Raw genomic sequence first — 16,114 nt, 5'->3', positions numbered from 1 at the left:
CAGGTCGATACAGCGGACCGCTGACAGCCCACTCATTTGCCCCCATCCCCCATGTCTGCTAGTGTCGCGCCGGTTTACCGTCTACCGGAATAGCCGCCATGGCCCGCAAAAAAGTTGCACTCGATTTCGAACAATCCCTCGCCGATCTGCAAACCCTGGTCGAGCGTCTGGAGAACGGCGAGTTGTCGCTGGAGGACTCGCTGACAGCGTTTGAGCAAGGCATCGGCCTGACCCGTGACTGCCAGAGCGCGTTGGCGCAGGCCGAGCAAAAGGTGCAGGTGTTGCTCGAGCGTGACGGCGAGTTGGCCGAGGAACCTTTCGATGCGGAACAGCCGGAATGATCGACGCGTACCAGGCCAGTAGCCAAGCCCGGGTGAATGCGGCGCTGGAGCCCTTGTTTGTTGCGCCAAGCCCGGAAATGAAGCGTTTATACGAGGCCATGCGCTACAGCGTGATGAATGGCGGCAAGCGTGTACGCCCGTTGCTGGCGTATGCGGCCTGCGAAGCACTGGGCGCGCCCGCCGAGCAGGCCAATGGTGCGGCGTGTGCGGTGGAGTTGATCCACGCCTATTCCCTGGTGCACGACGATCTGCCGGCGATGGACGATGACGATCTGCGTCGCGGCCAGCCGACCACCCACAAAGCCTTTGACGAAGCCTATGCGATTCTGGCCGGCGATGGCCTGCAAAGCCTGGCGTTCAGTGCCTTGCTGGACCCGCGCCTGAGCAGTGTCAACGCCGAGATCCGTCTGCGCATGGTCACCGACCTGGCCCTGGCCGCCGGTCCGGCCGGCATGGTCGGGGGGCAGGCGATCGACATGGGCTCGGTCAGCCTCAAGTTGGATCAAACCGCCCTCGAACACATGCACCGCCACAAGACCGGCGCGCTGATCGAGGCCGCCGTGCAGTTGGGCGCCCTGGCCAGTGGTCGTGCCGACGCGGCCCAATTGGCGGCGTTGCAGACCTATTCCCGAGCCATCGGCCTGGCGTTCCAGGTGCAGGACGACATTCTCGACGTAGAAAGTGACACCGCAACCCTGGGCAAACGCCAGGGTGCCGATATCGCACGGGATAAACCGACGTATCCGGCACTGCTCGGCCTGCAAGCCGCCAAGGCCTATGCCCTGGAACTGCGCGATCAGGCCCTGGACGCCCTGCGACCATTCGACGCGGCAGCCGAGCCATTGCGTGACCTGGCGCGGTATATCGTCGAACGCCGCCACTGATAAAGGCCGCATATCGGCCAACTTCGGTGCTCTGCGTGGGCAGTTTGCGATGCTTGAGGTAAACTGCCGCCTCTTCTTATACCTATAACGATTCGCCTGATGCCCACGACGTTTCAAGAGATTCCCCGCAAGCGCCCGTCCACGCCCCTGCTCGACCGTGCTGCCATGCCGGACGGCCTGCGTCGACTGGGTGAAGCCGAGCTGGAAACCCTGGCCGATGAACTGCGCCTGGAATTGCTCTACACGGTCGGCCAGACCGGTGGGCATTTCGGCGCGGGCCTGGGCGTCATCGAGCTGACGATCGCCTTGCATTACGTGTTCGACACCCCGGACGACCGGCTGGTGTGGGACGTGGGCCACCAGGCGTATCCGCATAAAATCCTCACCGGCCGCCGCGAGCGCATGGGCACTCTGCGCCAGAAGGACGGCGTCGCCGCCTTCCCACGTCGCTCCGAGAGCGAATACGACACCTTCGGCGTCGGCCACTCCAGCACCTCGATCAGCGCAGCACTGGGCATGGCGATTGCCGCCCGTCTGCAAAACAGCGATCGCAAGGCGATTGCAGTGATCGGTGATGGCGCGCTGACCGCCGGCATGGCGTTTGAAGCGCTGAACCATGCGCCGGAAGTGGACGCCAACATGTTGGTGATCCTCAACGACAACGACATGTCGATTTCGCGCAACGTCGGTGGCTTGTCCAATTACCTGGCAAAAATTCTCTCCAGCCGTACCTACGCCAGCATGCGCGAAGGCAGCAAGAAAGTGCTGTCGCGCCTGCCCGGTGCGTGGGAAATTGCCCGGCGCACCGAAGAATATGCCAAGGGCATGCTGGTACCCGGCACGCTGTTCGAGGAGCTGGGCTGGAACTACATCGGCCCGATCGACGGTCATGACCTGCCCACCCTGATCGCCACGCTGCGCAATATGCGCGACCTCAAGGGCCCACAGTTCCTGCACATCGTTACCAAGAAGGGCAAAGGCTTCGCCCCGGCGGAAGTCGACCCAATTGGTTACCACGCCATCACCAAGCTCGAACCACTGGACGCCCCCGCCGCCGCGCCGAAAAAGCCCAGCGGGCCAAAGTATTCCGGTGTGTTCGGCGAATGGCTGTGTGACATGGCCGCCGCCGACCCGCGCCTGGTAGGCATCACCCCGGCGATGAAGGAAGGCTCCGACCTGGTGGCGTTCAGCGAGCGTTTCCCGCTGCGCTACTTCGACGTGGCCATTGCCGAGCAGCACGCGGTCACCTTCGCCGCCGGCATGGCCTGTGAGGGCGCCAAGCCGGTGGTGGCGATCTACTCCACGTTCTTGCAGCGCGGCTATGACCAGTTGGTACATGACGTCGCGGTGCAGAACCTCGATGTGCTGTTCGCCATCGACCGCGCCGGTTTAGTCGGCGAAGACGGCCCGACCCACGCCGGCAGCTTCGATTTGTCTTATCTGCGCTGCATCCCCGGCATGCTGGTGATGACGCCGAGCGACGAAAACGAACTGCGCAAGATGCTCAGCACCGGTCACCTGTACAACGGCCCGGCCGCCGTGCGCTACCCGCGCGGCAACGGCCCGAATGCCGTAATCGAAAAAGACCTGGAGCCAATCGAGATCGGCAAAGGCATCGTGCGGCGCCAAGGCAGCAAGGTCGCGTTCCTGGTGTTCGGCGTGCAATTGGCCGAAGCGCTGAAAGTCGCCGAGAAGATCGACGCAACCGTGGTCGACATGCGCTTCGTCAAACCGCTGGATGAAGCCCTGGTTCGTGAGATTGCCGGCAGCCATGAATTGCTGGTGACCGTCGAAGAAAACGCCATCATGGGCGGTGCCGGTGCGGCGGTCAGTGAGTTTTTGGCGCGGGAAAACATCCTCAAGTCGGTGCTGCACCTGGGCTTGCCGGATGTGTATGTCGAACATGCCAAACCGGCGCAGATGCTGGCGGAATGTGGGCTGGATGAAGCAGGGATCGAGGCTTCGGTGCGCGAGCGCATGGCGATGCTGGGCCTGTAGAAACCGGGACCTGAAAGGTGGGAGGGGCTTGCCCCTCCCACCCTTGGTTTTGTGTCAATTTTAAAAGCCACGTACAACCCATGAACCGCCTGCGCCTCGCCCTGCCCCTGCTGCTTCTCCCCGCACCCGACCTGCTCGCCGACACCCGCGACGCCGCCCTCAAACTCCCCGATGTGGTCATCAGCGCCAACCGCCAGGTCCAGGCGCGCAATGACAGCAGTGCGGCCAACACCGTCTTCACCCGCGACGACATCGACCGCCTGCAACCCACCAGCCTCGCCGACCTGCTCAGCCGCGTTCCCGGCGTACAAGTGGCACCCACCGGCGGGCGCGGCAGCCTGCCGGGGATTTACCTGCGCGGCACCAAATCCGCCCAAAGCCTGGTGCTGGTGGACGGCCAACGCATCGCCAACGCCACGTCCGGCGACAGCGGCCTGCAATACCTGAATGTCGACCAAATTGAGCGTGTGGAAGTGCTGCGCGGCTCACGTTCGGTGATCTACGGCAGCGATGCAATCGGCGGGGTGATCCAGCTGTTCACCCGGCGCAACGCCGAACAAGGTCTGCAACCGCGCCTGAAACTGGGTGTTGGCAGCCGCCAGACCTGGGAGCGCAGCCTGGGGCTGTCGGGCGGCGACGCACGCACGCGGTTCAACCTCGGGGCGAGCCTGGATGACACCGCCGGTATCAACTCAACCCACCGATCCTTCCCCAGCGACGGCGACCATGATGCCTATCGCAACCAGTCGATCAGCCTGAACCTCAGTCATTCGTTCAGCGATGAATTGGAGGCGGGATTCAACCTGCTGGATAACCGTGGCAAGTCGGAGTATGACAACAGCTTCGGTCGCTATGACGCCGCCAGCGGGCAGACGTTGGGGCAAAAGCCCTACACCGATTACGCCGTGAGCAGCGCCAGCGGCTATCTGGACGCCACGCTCAGTGAGCGCTGGCAGTCGCGCCTGGAACTGGGCCACAGCGAAAACCGCGACACCAAGCGCGATACGCTCAGTGATGAATTCAGCGTATTCAACACCTACCGCGACTCGGTCAACTGGCAAAACGATGTGACGCTGGACGAGCAAAACCGCCTGATCCTTGGAGGCGACTGGTACGAAGACCGCTTCCACGGCTCTACCACCTTCAGCGAAAACAGCCGCTGGAACCGCGCCGCATTTGTGCAGCACCGCTTCCACAGCGAGTGGTTCTCCACCGAACTGGGCCTGCGCCGCGACCAGAACCAACAGTTCGGTGGCCAGAACAGCTGGAGCGGCACCCTGACCTTGCCAATCAACCCCGACAATGACCTGCTGCTGACCTACAGCGAAGGCTTTCGCGCGCCGACCTTCAACGACCTGTATTACCCGGACACGAAGTACAGCAACCCCAACCTGCTGCCCGAAACCTCAAAAAGCTACGAGCTGCAATGGCGCAGTCAACTGACGGATAGCACGCAGCTGGAAGCCTCGCTGTACCGCACCGATTTGAGCGATGCGATTATCCTCGACAGCTCCGGCAAGCCGCAGAACGTGGCGTCGGCGCGCATCAATGGCTTTGAAGCGGCGCTCAAGCAGACGTTATTCGGCTGGCAGGGCAACCTCGGGCTTTCGATCATCGACCCGCGTGACCGCGACAGCGGCCATACCCTGGCCCGCCGCGCACGGCGCACGTTGAGCCTGGACCTGGACCGGCAATTCGACAGATTCGGGGTGGGCGCCAACTGGCAGGCGATCAGCCGCAGCTATGACGACGAAGACAACCGCAACCGTCTGGGCGGCTATGCGCTGCTCGGTCTGCGCAGCAGTTGGGCGATCAATCATGATGTCAGTGTGTCGTTGAAAGTCGACAACCTGCTGGACCGCCGCTATGCGCGGGCCCGCTACAGCTATGACGCAGCGGACTTTTCCAACAACCACGACTACCGCGAAGAGGGCCGCACCTGGCTGTTGGGGCTCACGTGGACGCCCCACCTGTAGCGACTCGACTCAATAGACCTGGCGCATAGGTTCGTTGTCGCTCAGGTAACCCGCTTTGATTGCCTCGGCACAGGTGATGAAGCCTTAGGCGCGCCTGTCGGTGAAGCCGACGTTCAGGTCTTAATAACCCGTCGGAAAATGCCCAGGCTCAGGCTAGCGCTGTGGCGCAATCAATTGGCACAGCTTCGCCACTGCGTCGACCATCTGCGCACTGGGCCGCTCCAGGCCTTTGTCCGTCACAAGCCGCACCCGCCCCGCCATCGCCGGCCAGACCTTCCAGGCATCCGCCTGAGCCTGGTCACCGACCAGAATCACCTCGGGATCGCGCTGCAACACCGACTCAATGCTCACCTGCGGCGCAGGCAGCTTCAGGTCATCAAACACATTGCGCGCACCGCATACCGTCAAGGCATCGCTGATGATCTGCCCGCCGCCCACGGTATAGAGCGGCTGGTTCCAGACTTGGTAAAACACCCGCACCGGCTCGGCCCGCTGATAACGCTGGCGCAGCTCGGCCAGACGCTGGCGCAGTTGAGCGGCCAATTGGCGGCCGGCATCGGCACGGCCCAGTTGCCGGGCAATCGCTTCGACCTGGGTGGTCAGTTGTTCAAGGCTATGGGGTTCGGCCACGTAGACGGGGATATTCAGGCGTTGCAACTGCTCACGCTGGGCCGGGCCGAGGCTGCCGGGCCACAGCAGGATCAAGTCGGGCTTGAGGCTGAGCAGGCGCTCGATGTTCAACTGGCCGTATCGGCCCACCGACGGCACCTGCGTCAACGCGGCCGGCCGCTCACCGCCATCGAGCACGCCCACCAGCAGGTCGGCGGCCCCCAGTTCAAGCACAATTTCCGACAGCGACGGCGCCAAGCTCACCACCCGCTCCGCGGCCGAGGCCTGGGCACTCGTTGCCAGCAGCAGAACCGCCAGCCAGTGGCGCATCATCCCAACTGACGCGGAATGCGATAGAGGTAAAACAGCACCAGCGTCGACAGCGCCAGCAAAAACAGCGGTACCGCCTCCAGGCCGACAAACACCGCCAACGCGCCGACCCAGGCCGGGAGCGCCGCCACCAGCAACGCCATGCGACGACGCGCCGCCAAGGTGATCCAGGCCGCCGGTTCTTCAGGGGTATCGAGGGCTTTGGAGGTCGCGATCAACGCGTGTTTATAGCCGTTAAAGAAGCGCAGGCTGAGAAACATCGAAGCCATGCCGGCGATAAAGAACGGCATGGCCAGCACCGGCAGCAGGGCTTCGGCGCGGCCGAACACCAGGTTGATCACGAACAATGGCAGCAGCGCGAGGGCCAGGTATTGCCACCAGTTGAAGGACAGTCGTCGCTTTACCTGGCCACGGGTCACGCGCGATCGACCTCGCCTTGGTGCTCATTGCCCATCATGTGGTCGAGCTTGCTGGCTTTAGTGGCCAGGTAGAGCTTGTTGTGCGGGTTGTGCCCGGTGTGCAGCGGCACGCGCTCGGCCACGGTGATGCCCATTTCGGTCAAGGCTTTGACCTTGCGCGGGTTGTTGGTCATCAGGCGCAGGGATTTCACGCCCAGATGTTCCAGCATCGGCAGGCAGATCGCGTAGTCACGCTGGTCGGCGGCGAAGCCCAGGCGCTCGTTGGCCTCAACGGTATCGGCGCCGCCGTCTTGCAGTTCGTAGGCGCGAATCTTGTTCAACAGGCCAATGCCACGACCTTCCTGACGCAAATACAGCAGCACGCCACGGCCTTCATGGGCGATGGCGCGCATGGCGGCTTCCAGTTGCGAGCCGCAGTCACAGCGCTGGCTGAACAACGCATCGCCGGTCAGGCACTCGGAGTGCACTCGCCCCAGCACCGGCGCGCCATCGGCGATATCGCCCAGGCTGAGCACAACGTGCTCGCGGCCAGTGGCTTCTTCGAGAAAGCCATTCATGGTGAACGTGGCAAAAGGGGTAGGCAGCTTGGAAGCAGCGACGAAAACGACGGGCACCGTGTGCTCCTGATTTCAGATTTCACAGAGGCGGGCATTGTAACAGCAGGTTCCTACAGACGCTTAAGCTGAATGATCGCTGATAAAGATCAATCGGTTTGATTGGCCTTCGTCCCGGTTCTATGCAGGTTAGAACGGATACGGCAGTTTCCAGCGCTGGAAGATCGGCTTGAGCTCGCCACTTTTTACCAGGACGGCCATGCGCTGGTCGAACACCGTGCGCAATGCCCGCCCGCGTTCGGTATCGGCAAAACCTACGTAGAGCGGCAAGTCGATGATGTGAGTAAGCCGGAATGTGGCGGGGTCTTGCGCCTGGCTGAGAACCTCGTTGGCTTCGGCGAGGGCATCGATGTAGAAGTCGGCACGGCCATGCTGGAGCATCGGCAAAATGCCCTCGCGCCGCTCGATCTGTTTAAAGCGCCGCATGTTAGGCAAATACCCTTCGTACTTGTAACCGCGCATCCAGGCCAGGCGGTAGTCGCCCAGCGTTGCCGCGCTCGGCGTCGGTGAGGAGGCCAACCCGAGGGCATAGATCCGGTCGGAGTCGAAGTTCCAGCGCGGGTACAGCACGCCCTTGACCTCATCGCGGTAAGAACCGACCCAGCCGTCCACTTCACCGCACTGGGCCAGGCCCACGGAGCGGGTGTAGGGCTCGATGCGGGTGTGCAAGGTGATCCCGGCCGGTTCGAATACCCGTCGCAATACGTCCCAGGCCAGGCCGCTGCCGTCGGCATTGGTGTAGTCGTCCCAGGCCTCACTGGCCAACATGACGTTGCCGGGAGGCACCGCGCTATCCTCTGCCCGCCCACAGGTCGAAACGACACACAGCAGTATCAGCAGCCAGCGGCGCACGTGCATCGGTACGACCTCCTGCAAAGCCTTGCATCGGTAATGACGTTATAGAGGGTAGCCCAGCACACCGATTCAGGGCGTCTGGCCAAAATGTTGATAACCACGCAGAGCGGGAGTGATGTCTTGCCCGCCGGCATCAAGCAGCGTTACGCCCTGCCCGGCCTCGACGCGGCCGATAACATGCACCGGCCAGCCGGCGGCCAGTAACGGCGCCAACTCGACGGGCGGCAGGGTGAACGCCAGCACATAGTCGTCGCCGCCGCTTAACGCGGCCACCCTGGCCTGCTCATCCCCCAAAAACGCGAGCAAGGCCTCGGACAACGGCAAGCGCTGACGCTCGATCAACAGGCTTACGCCCGACGCCTTGGCGATATGCCCGCAATCGGCCAACAAACCGTCCGAAATATCCATGGCGGCTGTCGCCCTGCCCCGCAGCGCCAGGCCCAGCGCCAATTGCGGTTGCGGCGACCAGTAATGCGCCAGCAGCGGGTCGGCAATGCTCGCATCGGCATTGCGTTGGCCCAGTACCAGCGGCAAGGCACCTGCGGCGTTGCCCAAGGCGCCGCCGACACACATCAGGTCGCCCGGTTGCGCACCGCGCCGCGTCAACGCTTGCCCGGCCGGCACACGGCCGAACACCGTCAGGGTCAGGCTGAGCGGCCCGCGCGTGGTATCGCCGCCCACCAGGCCCACACCGCAGCGTTGCGCCATGGCGTTCAACCCTTGGGCATAGCGTTGCAGCCAGTCGGCTTCGACCGTCGGCGTGGTCAGGGCAAGGGTGAATGCGAGGGGGTTGGCGCCCATGGCAGCCAAGTCGCTGACCGCCACGGCCAGCGAGCGCTGGCCGAGCAGGAACGGATCGCAAGGGTCGGCAAAATGCACGCCGGCCACCAGGGTATCGGTGGAAATTGCCAGTTGCTCCCCAGGCGGGAGTGCCAGCAAGGCGCAGTCGTCGCCGATCCCCAGGGCAATGCCTTCGCCACCCTGCGCACAGGGCGCGGCGGCGAAGTAGGTGCGGATCAGCTCAAACTCACCCATTCGGGACTCAAGCGCAACTTAGCGCTTGTGTTCCTTCACTTCGGCTTCACGCAGGCGCGGGGCCAGCTTGTCGAGCACGCCGTTCACGAACTTGTGGCCGTCGGTCGAACCGTAGACTTTCGCCAGTTCGATGCCTTCGTTGATCACCACGCGGTACGGCACGTCGACGCGCTTGAGCAACTCCCAGGTGGACAGGCGCAGTACGCACAGCTCAACCGGGTCGAGTTCTTCGAGGGTCAGGTCCAGGCAGGGCGCCAGGGCTGTATCGATCTCGGTCAGGTTGGCATGCACACCGTGCAGGATGTCGTGGAAATAGCTCTGGTCGGCGAAGGTGAAGTCGTTATCGACGCGAAACTGCGCCTCGATTTCGTTCAGCGAAGCGCCTGCCAGGTGACGCTGGTACAGCGCCTGGGTCGCGAGCTGACGCGCTTTACGACGCTTTTCGCTCTTGGATGGCTTGCCGGCATCCGCAGGGCGCGGGTCCTGAGGGTTGAACTGATCGCTCTCGTCGGAAATCACTTGGCCTCCAACTGCGACAGCAGGCTGACCATTTCCAGGGCGGACAGGGCAGCTTCAGCGCCTTTGTTACCGGCCTTGGTGCCGGAACGCTCGATGGCTTGCTCGATGGAATCAACGGTCAGTACGCCGAACGCGACCGGCACGCCGAACTCCATGGACACCTGGGCCAGGCCCTTGGTGCATTCACCGGCCACGTATTCGAAGTGCGGAGTACCGCCACGAATGACCGCGCCCAGGGCGATGATCGCCGCGTATTCGCCCTGTTGGGCAACTTTTTGCGCAACCAGTGGAATTTCGAAGGCGCCAGGGGCGCGGATGAGGGTGATGTCGCTTTCGCTCACACCGTGGCGAACCAGGGCATCCACGGCACCGCTTACCAGGCTTTCAACCACGAAGCTGTTGAAGCGGCCAACCACCAGGGCATAGCGGCCTTTGGGGGCGATGAAGGTACCTTCGATGGTCTTCAGGGTCATTCGACAAATCTCTTAAAGAGCCGGGACGCGAAAAGTGCGCCCCTCAGTGATGATTTAACCGCGAACAAGGGGCAAAAATAGCCGGCCTTTATTCGGAGGGCACGTATTCTACAACTTCCAGATCGAATCCGGATATCGCATTAAATTTCATCGGTGCGCTCATCAGGCGCATTTTGCGCACCCCGAGGTCGCGCAGGATCTGCGAACCGGCACCGACGATGCTGTAGGTGGTCGGTGTTTTCACCTGGGTCTGCTCGGCAGTTTCGCGAATATGCGCCAGCAACACGTCGCCATCCACCGGGTTGCCCAGCAGCAGCACCACGCCGCTGCCGGCCTCGGACACCGCAGCCATGGCGGCGCGCAGGCTCCAACGGCCGGGTTGCTTGACCATCAACAGGTCGCGTAGCGGGTCCATGTTGTGTACGCGCACCAGGGTCGGTTCTTCACCGCTGATGGCGCCCAGGGTCAGTGCCATGTGCACATCGCCTTCCACCGAATCACGGTAGGTCACCAGGTTGAATTGGCCCAGTTCGCTGTCCAGCGGCTGCTCGGCAATCCGCTGAACGGTACGTTCGTGGATCATCCGGTAGTGAATCAGGTCGGCGATGGTGCCGATCTTGATGCCATGTTCGGCGGCAAAGGCTTCGAGTTCGGCGCGACGGGCCATGGTGCCGTCGTCGTTCATCACTTCGCAGATCACGCCGCTCGGCTCGAAACCGGCCATGCGCGCCAAATCACAGGCGGCTTCGGTGTGGCCGGCACGGGCCAGGGTGCCGCCCGGCTGGGCCATCAGCGGGAAGATATGGCCGGGGCTGACGATGTCTTCGGCCTTGGCGTCCTTCGCGGCCGCGGCTTGCACGGTGCGGGCGCGGTCGGCGGCGGAAATACCGGTGGTGACGCCGGTGGTCGCTTCGATCGATACGGTGAACTTGGTGCCAAAACCAGAGCCATTGCGCGGCGCCATCAGCGGCAGCTTGAGCAGCTCGCAGCGTTCGCGGCTCATGGGCATGCAGATCAGCCCACGGGCGTGCTTGGCCATGAAGTTGATGTGCTCGGGCTTGCAGGCCTCGGCGGCCATGATGATGTCGCCTTCGTTCTCGCGGTCTTCGTCATCCATCAGGATGACCATCTTGCCTTGGCGGATGTCTTCAACCAGTTCTTCGATGCTATTGAGCGCCACGTGGCACCCCCTTGGTCAGGATTTCAGGTAGCCGTTAGCGGCCAGAAAACTTTCAGTGATGTTCCCGGACGCAGGCTCTGCGGCCTTGTCGCCCATCAGCAGGCGTTCCAGGTAACGGGCAAGCAAGTCGACTTCCAGGTTCACCCGGCGACCCGGCTGGTACGACGCCATGATGGTTTCGCTCAGGGTGTGGGGAATGATGGTCAGTTCGAATTCGGCGCCATTCACGGCGTTCACGGTCAGGCTGGTGCCGTCGACGGTGATCGAGCCTTTGTGGGCGATGTACTTGGCCAGCTCTTTGGGCGCGCGGATGCGAAATTCCACGGCGCGCGCGTTTTCGCTGCGCGCAACCACTTCACCGACACCGTCGACATGGCCGCTGACCAGGTGGCCGCCCAGGCGCGTGGTGGGGGTCAGGGCTTTTTCCAGGTTGACCGGGCTGCCGGCCTTGAGGTCGTTCATCGCGGTGCAGTCCAGGGTTTCCCGGCTGACGTCGGCGGCAAAGCCGTTGCCAGGCAGCTCGACGACGGTCAGGCACACACCGCTGACGGCGATGCTGTCGCCCAGCTTCACGTCGCCGAGGTCGAGTTTGCCGGTTTCAACCAGCAGGCGCACGTCGCCGCCTTTGGGGGTCATTGCACGGATGCTGCCGATGGATTCGATAATGCCGGTGAACATTTCGTTCTCCTGAAAACGGGGGGCTGACGCTCAAGCGCAGGCCGGGAATTATACGCTCGCTGCTGGCACAGGGATGGCAGTGACTCGCCAGTCATCGCCTACAGCGCGCATTTCAGTGATCTTGAGTTGGGGGGCATCGGCCAGTTTCTCAAGCGGCCAGTCGAGCAACGGCCGCGCAGCGGAACCGAGGAACTTGCCGGCGATGAAAATCACGTATTCGTCCACCAGGCCTTGTTGGGCAAAGGCGCCTGCCAGGCTTGGGCCGGCTTCCACCAGCACCTCGTTGACGCCACGCGCAGCGAGGGCGACCAGGGCCGAGCGCAGGTCGACCTGGCCGTCCACGCCGGGCACCACCAGGCACTCGGGGCCACGGGGAAACTGGTTTTCCGGGGTGACGCACGTAATGACCAGTGCCGGGCCGGCCTTGAAGAATGGCGCATTGAGCGGCACGCGCAGGCGGCCGTCGATCAATACGCGCAGCGGCGGGCGCGACATGGCCAGGGCCGTGGTGGCGGCATCCAGGCCCAGCTCGGCGGCGCGCACGGTCAGGCGGGCGCCGTCCGCCAACACCGTGTCGGCGCCGGTCAGTACCACGCTGGCCTCGGCACGCAGGCGCTGCACCGCCGCGCGGGCAGCGGGGCCGGTGATCCATTGGCTTTCGCCGCTGGCCATGGCGGTGCGCCCGTCCAGGCTCATCGCCAGCTTGACCCGCACAAACGGCAGGCCATGTTCCATACGTTTGAGAAACCCCGGGTTCAACGCCCGCGCCTGAGCTTCCAGCACGCCGCTGCGAACCTTGATCCCGGCCTGGGCCAGACGCTGCATGCCGCGCCCCGCCACTTCCGGGTTCGGGTCCTGCATGCCGGCCACCACGCGCGCGACGCCGGCACTCACCAGCGCATCGGCGCAGGGCGGCGTGTGGCCGTGGTGGCTGCACGGTTCGAGCGTCACGTACACCGTGGCGCCACGGGCCTTGTCACCGGCGGCGCGCAGGGCGTTGGGTTCGGCATGCGGTTCGCCGGTGCGTTCGTGCCAACCTTCACCGACCACCTGCCCATCGCGCACGATCACGCAGCCCACTCGCGGGTTGGGGTGAGTGGTGTACAGGCCGTTGCGCGCCAATTCTAGGGCGCGGGCCATGTAGTGGGCGTCGAGCACTGCCTGTTCAGAGGTCATTGTTTGGCAGGCTCACGGGCCAGGCGGTCGATCTCTTCGCGGAACTCATTGAGGTCCTGGAAGCGTCGATACACCGAAGCGAAACGGATATAGGCGACTTCGTCGAGCTTTTGCAGCTCGCTCATCACCAGCTCTCCTACCACCAGGCTCTTGACCTCGCGCTCGCCGGTCGCCCGCAGCTTGTGCTTGATATGCGCCAGCGCCGCTTCCAGGCGCTCGACACTCACCGGGCGTTTTTCCAGGGCGCGCTGCATACCGGCGCGCAGTTTTTCTTCGTCGAAGGGCTGGCGGCTGCCGTCGGACTTGATCAGACGCGGCAATACCAGTTCGGCGGTTTCGAAGGTGGTGAAACGTTCACCGCAGCCAGAGGCCAGGCATTCGCGCCGGCGACGCACTTGATCGCCCTCGGCGACCAGACGCGAGTCAATGACCTTGGTGTCGTTGGCACCGCAGAAGGGACAGTGCATGGTGGCAGGCAACAAAAAAAGGGAGGGCCATGGTAGCGCATCCCCGTGGCAAGACAAGCCATAGCCTTTCCGGTATACAGGCGGGCTATTATGTTTGTTACCTTTCACGTCACGGATTTTGTCCTTTTTGGAGCCGTACATGCAGTTACGACCCTTTGTTTTGCTCGCTTTGTTCAGTGTTCTGGTCGCCTGCAGCAGCGAAGCCCCCAAACCGTCCACGCCTCAACCCGTGCCCGCGCAAGAGAAAAAAGTCCCAGGGATCGAAGACCTCGGCCCGTTGCCGGCGTACCAGCGTGAAATCAATGGCAGCCTGACCAACGTGCCTGCCGGCGCGGAAGTCGAGATGGCCCTGCTGGTGATCGACGACCGTTCACGCCCACAACAATTGCTCGCCAGCAGCGTGCTCACCGGCAACGGCAAGCCCCTGGCGTTCCGCCTGCGCTTCAACCCCGAGGCCTTCCCGGCCGGTGCGCGGGTCGAACTGCGCGGCCGCGCCAGCCAGTCTGGCCAGTTGATCCTGCACCTGCCCGCCGTGCGCATTACCCAGGCGATCACCCAGACCACCGGCCCACTGGAACTCGTCAAGGCACCATGACGCCACCGTTGGACTTGCAGCGCGCGCTGAGCGAGCTGATCGGCGACGCCCACTTGGTGCCCTGCCCGCTGCCGGGCACGCAGCTGTCGTTGTGGCTGCTGGATGCCGACAATATGGACCGCGCCTTCAGCCCCGAAGAAACCCGACGCATCCTGCACGAACCGCCCTACTGGAGCTTTTGCTGGGCGAGCGGCCTGGCATTGGCGCGCTACCTGGCGGCCAACCCCGAGTGGGTCGCCGGCAAACGCGTGCTGGATTTCGGAGCAGGCTCCGGCGTGGCTGCGATTGCGGCCGTCAAGGCAGGCGCATTGGAAGTGGTGGCCTGCGACCTGGACCCGCTGGCGTTAGCCGCTTGCCGCGCAAATGCCGCGCTCAATAACGTGGCATTGACCTATTCGGCGGACTTTTTCGCCGAGGCTGACCGCTTCGACCTGATCCTGGTGGCCGATGTGCTCTATGACCGCGCCAACCTGCCGCTGCTGGACCAGTTCCTCACCCGTGGCCGCGAAGCGCTGGTGGCGGATTCGCGAGTGCGAGACTTCCAGCATCCGAGCTATCAGCGCCTGGAAATCCTGGATGCCCTGACCCTGCCAGACCTGGCCGAGCCTTGGGAGTTTCGCAAGGTGAGCCTGTACCATTCGCGGCGCCAGCCCTTATAGTTGCCCCATTCCCGCTTTATTCGAGACGCCCCATGAGTGAGCCCACGCCGTACATCTTCGACGTCACCAGCGCCAACTTCGACCAGGCCGTGATTCAGAACTCTTTCGAAAAACCCGTATTGGTGGATTTCTGGGCCGAGTGGTGCGCGCCGTGCAAGGCGTTGATGCCGATGCTGGCGCAGATTGCCGAGAGTTATCAGGGTGAGTTGCTATTGGCCAAGGTCGATTGCGAAGCCGAGCAGGATATCGTCGCGCGGTTTGGCATCCAAAGCCTGCCGACCGTGGTGCTGTTCAAGGATGGCCAGCCGGTCGACGGTTTTGCCGGGGCGCAGCCCGAATCAGCGGTGCGCGCGCTGCTCGCGCCGCATGTGCAGATGCCACCGCCCGCGGCGGCAGATCCGTTGGAACAGGCCCAGGCATTGTTCGCCGAAGGCCGCATCAGCGATGCCGAAGCCGTGCTGGTCGCGCTGCTGGGCGAGGACAACAGCAACGCCGCCGCGCTGATTCTGTACGCCCGCTGCCTGGCCGAACGCGGTGAGCTGGGTGAAGCCCAGACCGTGCTCGACGCGGTGAAAAGCGATGACCATAAAGCCGCCCTCGCCGGCGCCAAGGCGCAAATCACCTTCCTGCGCCAGGCTGCCGACCTGCCGGACGCCGCCGACCTGAAAAGCCGCCTGGCGCAAAACCCGCAGGACGATGAAGCCGCCTATCAACTGAGCATCCAGCAACTGGCCCGCCAGCAATACGACGCGGCGCTGGAAGGACTGCTCAAATTGTTTATCCGCAACCGCAGCTACAGTGAAGGCCTGCCGCACAAGACCTTGCTGCAGGTGTTCGAGTTGCTGGGCAACGATCACCCGCTGGTCACTGCATACCGCCGCAAATTATTCGCTGCGCTGTACTAATCGCCGACCCAGCTGTACAGCGGCGTATCCCCGCCGCTGGCGACTTTGACCTTGGCACTGTGGCGCAGGCGCACGAGCAGGCGCTTACCCGCCGAGGCGTCGCCGGCCAGGCCTTCGAGCCGGTCGAGCAGTTCCAGGCCGCTGAGCTGCCCGGCGTTGCGCAACAGGTCTTGGGCGCTCTGCCACAATTCATCGTTGTGTTTAGCCGGTGCCGCCGGCGCGGTGGCCGTGTTGGCCACGGGCGCCGTCTGCAACTGCGCGCCCAGCCGTGCCCAATCGCCGTCGTCCAGCTCCAGGGTCAAGTCCACCGGCAGGTTGCCGACGGTTCCACGAATTCGCAACATCGTCCTCACTCCTGCATTTTTCTGACGGGCATGCTCCCATGCGGCTTGCGCAACGCC

The 16,114-nt window shown here is 63.6% G+C and carries 19 protein-coding genes; 7 read left to right on the top strand and 12 right to left on the bottom strand.

Features of this window, described 5'->3' with window-relative positions:
* Nucleotides 1-98 precede the first annotated feature (98 nt).
* From AB4N98_RS15955 to AB4N98_RS15940, 4 genes are all read left to right on the top strand, one after another.
* Nucleotides 99-341, top strand: a complete 243-nt coding sequence (locus tag AB4N98_RS15955; RefSeq protein WP_003176346.1) for an exodeoxyribonuclease VII small subunit — start codon at nucleotides 99-101, stop codon at nucleotides 339-341.
* Nucleotides 338-1,225 carry a (2E,6E)-farnesyl diphosphate synthase gene (ispA, locus tag AB4N98_RS15950; RefSeq protein ID WP_017525996.1) on the top strand — a complete coding sequence of 296 codons (888 nt, stop codon included), beginning with the start codon at nucleotides 338-340 and terminating at the stop codon, nucleotides 1,223-1,225. Before AB4N98_RS15955 ends, ispA begins: the two co-directional genes overlap by 4 nt.
* A gap of 99 nt (nucleotides 1,226-1,324) precedes the next feature.
* Entirely contained in the window at nucleotides 1,325-3,223 is a 1,899-nt protein-coding gene (gene dxs, locus AB4N98_RS15945; protein ID WP_068936637.1) for a 1-deoxy-D-xylulose-5-phosphate synthase, read from the top strand.
* 80 nt (nucleotides 3,224-3,303) lie between these two features.
* Nucleotides 3,304-5,199, top strand: a complete 1,896-nt coding sequence (locus AB4N98_RS15940) for a TonB-dependent receptor domain-containing protein (RefSeq protein WP_135196956.1) — start codon at nucleotides 3,304-3,306, stop codon at nucleotides 5,197-5,199.
* A 153-nt stretch (nucleotides 5,200-5,352) separates the two neighbouring features.
* Here the strand turns inward: AB4N98_RS15940 and AB4N98_RS15935 are convergent, their stop codons facing one another.
* The 11 genes from AB4N98_RS15935 to nrdR all read right to left on the bottom strand — a co-directional run bounded on the left by AB4N98_RS15935 (nucleotide 5,353) and on the right by nrdR (nucleotide 13,554).
* Complete coding sequence (locus AB4N98_RS15935) at nucleotides 5,353-6,141, bottom strand: cobalamin-binding protein (protein WP_068936641.1); 789 nt, start codon at nucleotides 6,139-6,141, stop codon at nucleotides 5,353-5,355.
* Entirely contained in the window at nucleotides 6,138-6,557 is a 420-nt protein-coding gene (locus AB4N98_RS15930) for a nuclear FMR1 interacting 1 family protein (RefSeq protein WP_065879169.1), read from the bottom strand. Before AB4N98_RS15930 ends, AB4N98_RS15935 begins: the two co-directional genes overlap by 4 nt.
* Nucleotides 6,554-7,171 (bottom strand): GTP cyclohydrolase II, encoded by a 618-nt coding sequence (gene ribA / locus AB4N98_RS15925; protein WP_017525991.1) that lies wholly within the window; start codon nucleotides 7,169-7,171, stop codon nucleotides 6,554-6,556. Before ribA ends, AB4N98_RS15930 begins: the two co-directional genes overlap by 4 nt.
* Nucleotides 7,172-7,300: 129 nt before the next feature.
* On the bottom strand, nucleotides 7,301-8,029 hold the full coding sequence (locus AB4N98_RS15920; protein ID WP_065879168.1) for a substrate-binding periplasmic protein: 729 nt from the start codon (nucleotides 8,027-8,029) through the stop codon (nucleotides 7,301-7,303).
* Between the two features lie 66 nt (nucleotides 8,030-8,095).
* Nucleotides 8,096-9,061, bottom strand: coding sequence for a thiamine-phosphate kinase (gene thiL / locus AB4N98_RS15915; protein WP_065879167.1), 966 nt, complete (start codon nucleotides 9,059-9,061; stop codon nucleotides 8,096-8,098).
* Nucleotides 9,062-9,079: 18 nt separating this feature from the next.
* Complete coding sequence (gene nusB, locus AB4N98_RS15910) at nucleotides 9,080-9,580, bottom strand: transcription antitermination factor NusB (RefSeq protein ID WP_017525988.1); 501 nt, start codon at nucleotides 9,578-9,580, stop codon at nucleotides 9,080-9,082.
* Nucleotides 9,577-10,053 (bottom strand): 6,7-dimethyl-8-ribityllumazine synthase, encoded by a 477-nt coding sequence (gene ribH / locus AB4N98_RS15905; RefSeq protein ID WP_003194576.1) that lies wholly within the window; start codon nucleotides 10,051-10,053, stop codon nucleotides 9,577-9,579. The genes nusB and ribH overlap by 4 nt, the downstream gene beginning before the upstream one ends.
* An 88-nt stretch (nucleotides 10,054-10,141) precedes the next feature.
* The gene (gene ribBA / locus AB4N98_RS15900; RefSeq protein WP_017525987.1) at nucleotides 10,142-11,233 is read right to left on the bottom strand and encodes a bifunctional 3,4-dihydroxy-2-butanone-4-phosphate synthase/GTP cyclohydrolase II; all 1,092 of its coding nucleotides are present in this window, start codon (nucleotides 11,231-11,233) and stop codon (nucleotides 10,142-10,144) included.
* 15 nt (nucleotides 11,234-11,248) lie between these two features.
* A complete protein-coding gene (locus AB4N98_RS15895) occupies nucleotides 11,249-11,911 on the bottom strand; it encodes a riboflavin synthase (RefSeq protein WP_017525986.1) in 663 nt (220 codons plus the stop codon).
* Nucleotides 11,912-11,959: 48 nt separating this feature from the next.
* On the bottom strand, nucleotides 11,960-13,087 hold the full coding sequence (ribD, locus tag AB4N98_RS15890; protein WP_137220457.1) for a bifunctional diaminohydroxyphosphoribosylaminopyrimidine deaminase/5-amino-6-(5-phosphoribosylamino)uracil reductase RibD: 1,128 nt from the start codon (nucleotides 13,085-13,087) through the stop codon (nucleotides 11,960-11,962).
* Nucleotides 13,084-13,554, bottom strand: a complete 471-nt coding sequence (nrdR, locus tag AB4N98_RS15885) for a transcriptional regulator NrdR (RefSeq protein ID WP_026067112.1) — start codon at nucleotides 13,552-13,554, stop codon at nucleotides 13,084-13,086. The genes ribD and nrdR overlap by 4 nt, the downstream gene beginning before the upstream one ends.
* Nucleotides 13,555-13,693: 139 nt before the next feature.
* On the opposite strand from nrdR, the gene AB4N98_RS15880 reads away from it, so the two are divergent.
* From AB4N98_RS15880 to trxA, 3 genes are read left to right on the top strand one after another with little or no spacing between them, the layout of a single operon-like run.
* Nucleotides 13,694-14,149, top strand: coding sequence for a YbaY family lipoprotein (locus AB4N98_RS15880; protein ID WP_017525983.1), 456 nt, complete (start codon nucleotides 13,694-13,696; stop codon nucleotides 14,147-14,149).
* Nucleotides 14,146-14,808, top strand: coding sequence for a class I SAM-dependent methyltransferase (locus AB4N98_RS15875; protein WP_065879165.1), 663 nt, complete (start codon nucleotides 14,146-14,148; stop codon nucleotides 14,806-14,808). Before AB4N98_RS15880 ends, AB4N98_RS15875 begins: the two co-directional genes overlap by 4 nt.
* A 32-nt stretch (nucleotides 14,809-14,840) precedes the next feature.
* A complete protein-coding gene (gene trxA / locus AB4N98_RS15870; protein WP_017525981.1) occupies nucleotides 14,841-15,713 on the top strand; it encodes a thioredoxin in 873 nt (290 codons plus the stop codon).
* On the opposite strand, the gene AB4N98_RS15865 is transcribed toward trxA, so the two are convergent.
* Entirely contained in the window at nucleotides 15,710-16,057 is a 348-nt protein-coding gene (locus AB4N98_RS15865; RefSeq protein WP_017525980.1) for a hypothetical protein, read from the bottom strand. The genes trxA and AB4N98_RS15865 overlap by 4 nt on opposite strands.
* Between the last annotated feature and the right edge of the window lie 57 nt (nucleotides 16,058-16,114).

The organism is Pseudomonas sp. S3_E10 (genome assembly GCF_054667615.1).
Note: the sequence above shows the minus strand (reverse complement) of the source record. Positions and strands in the feature narration are given on the sequence as shown.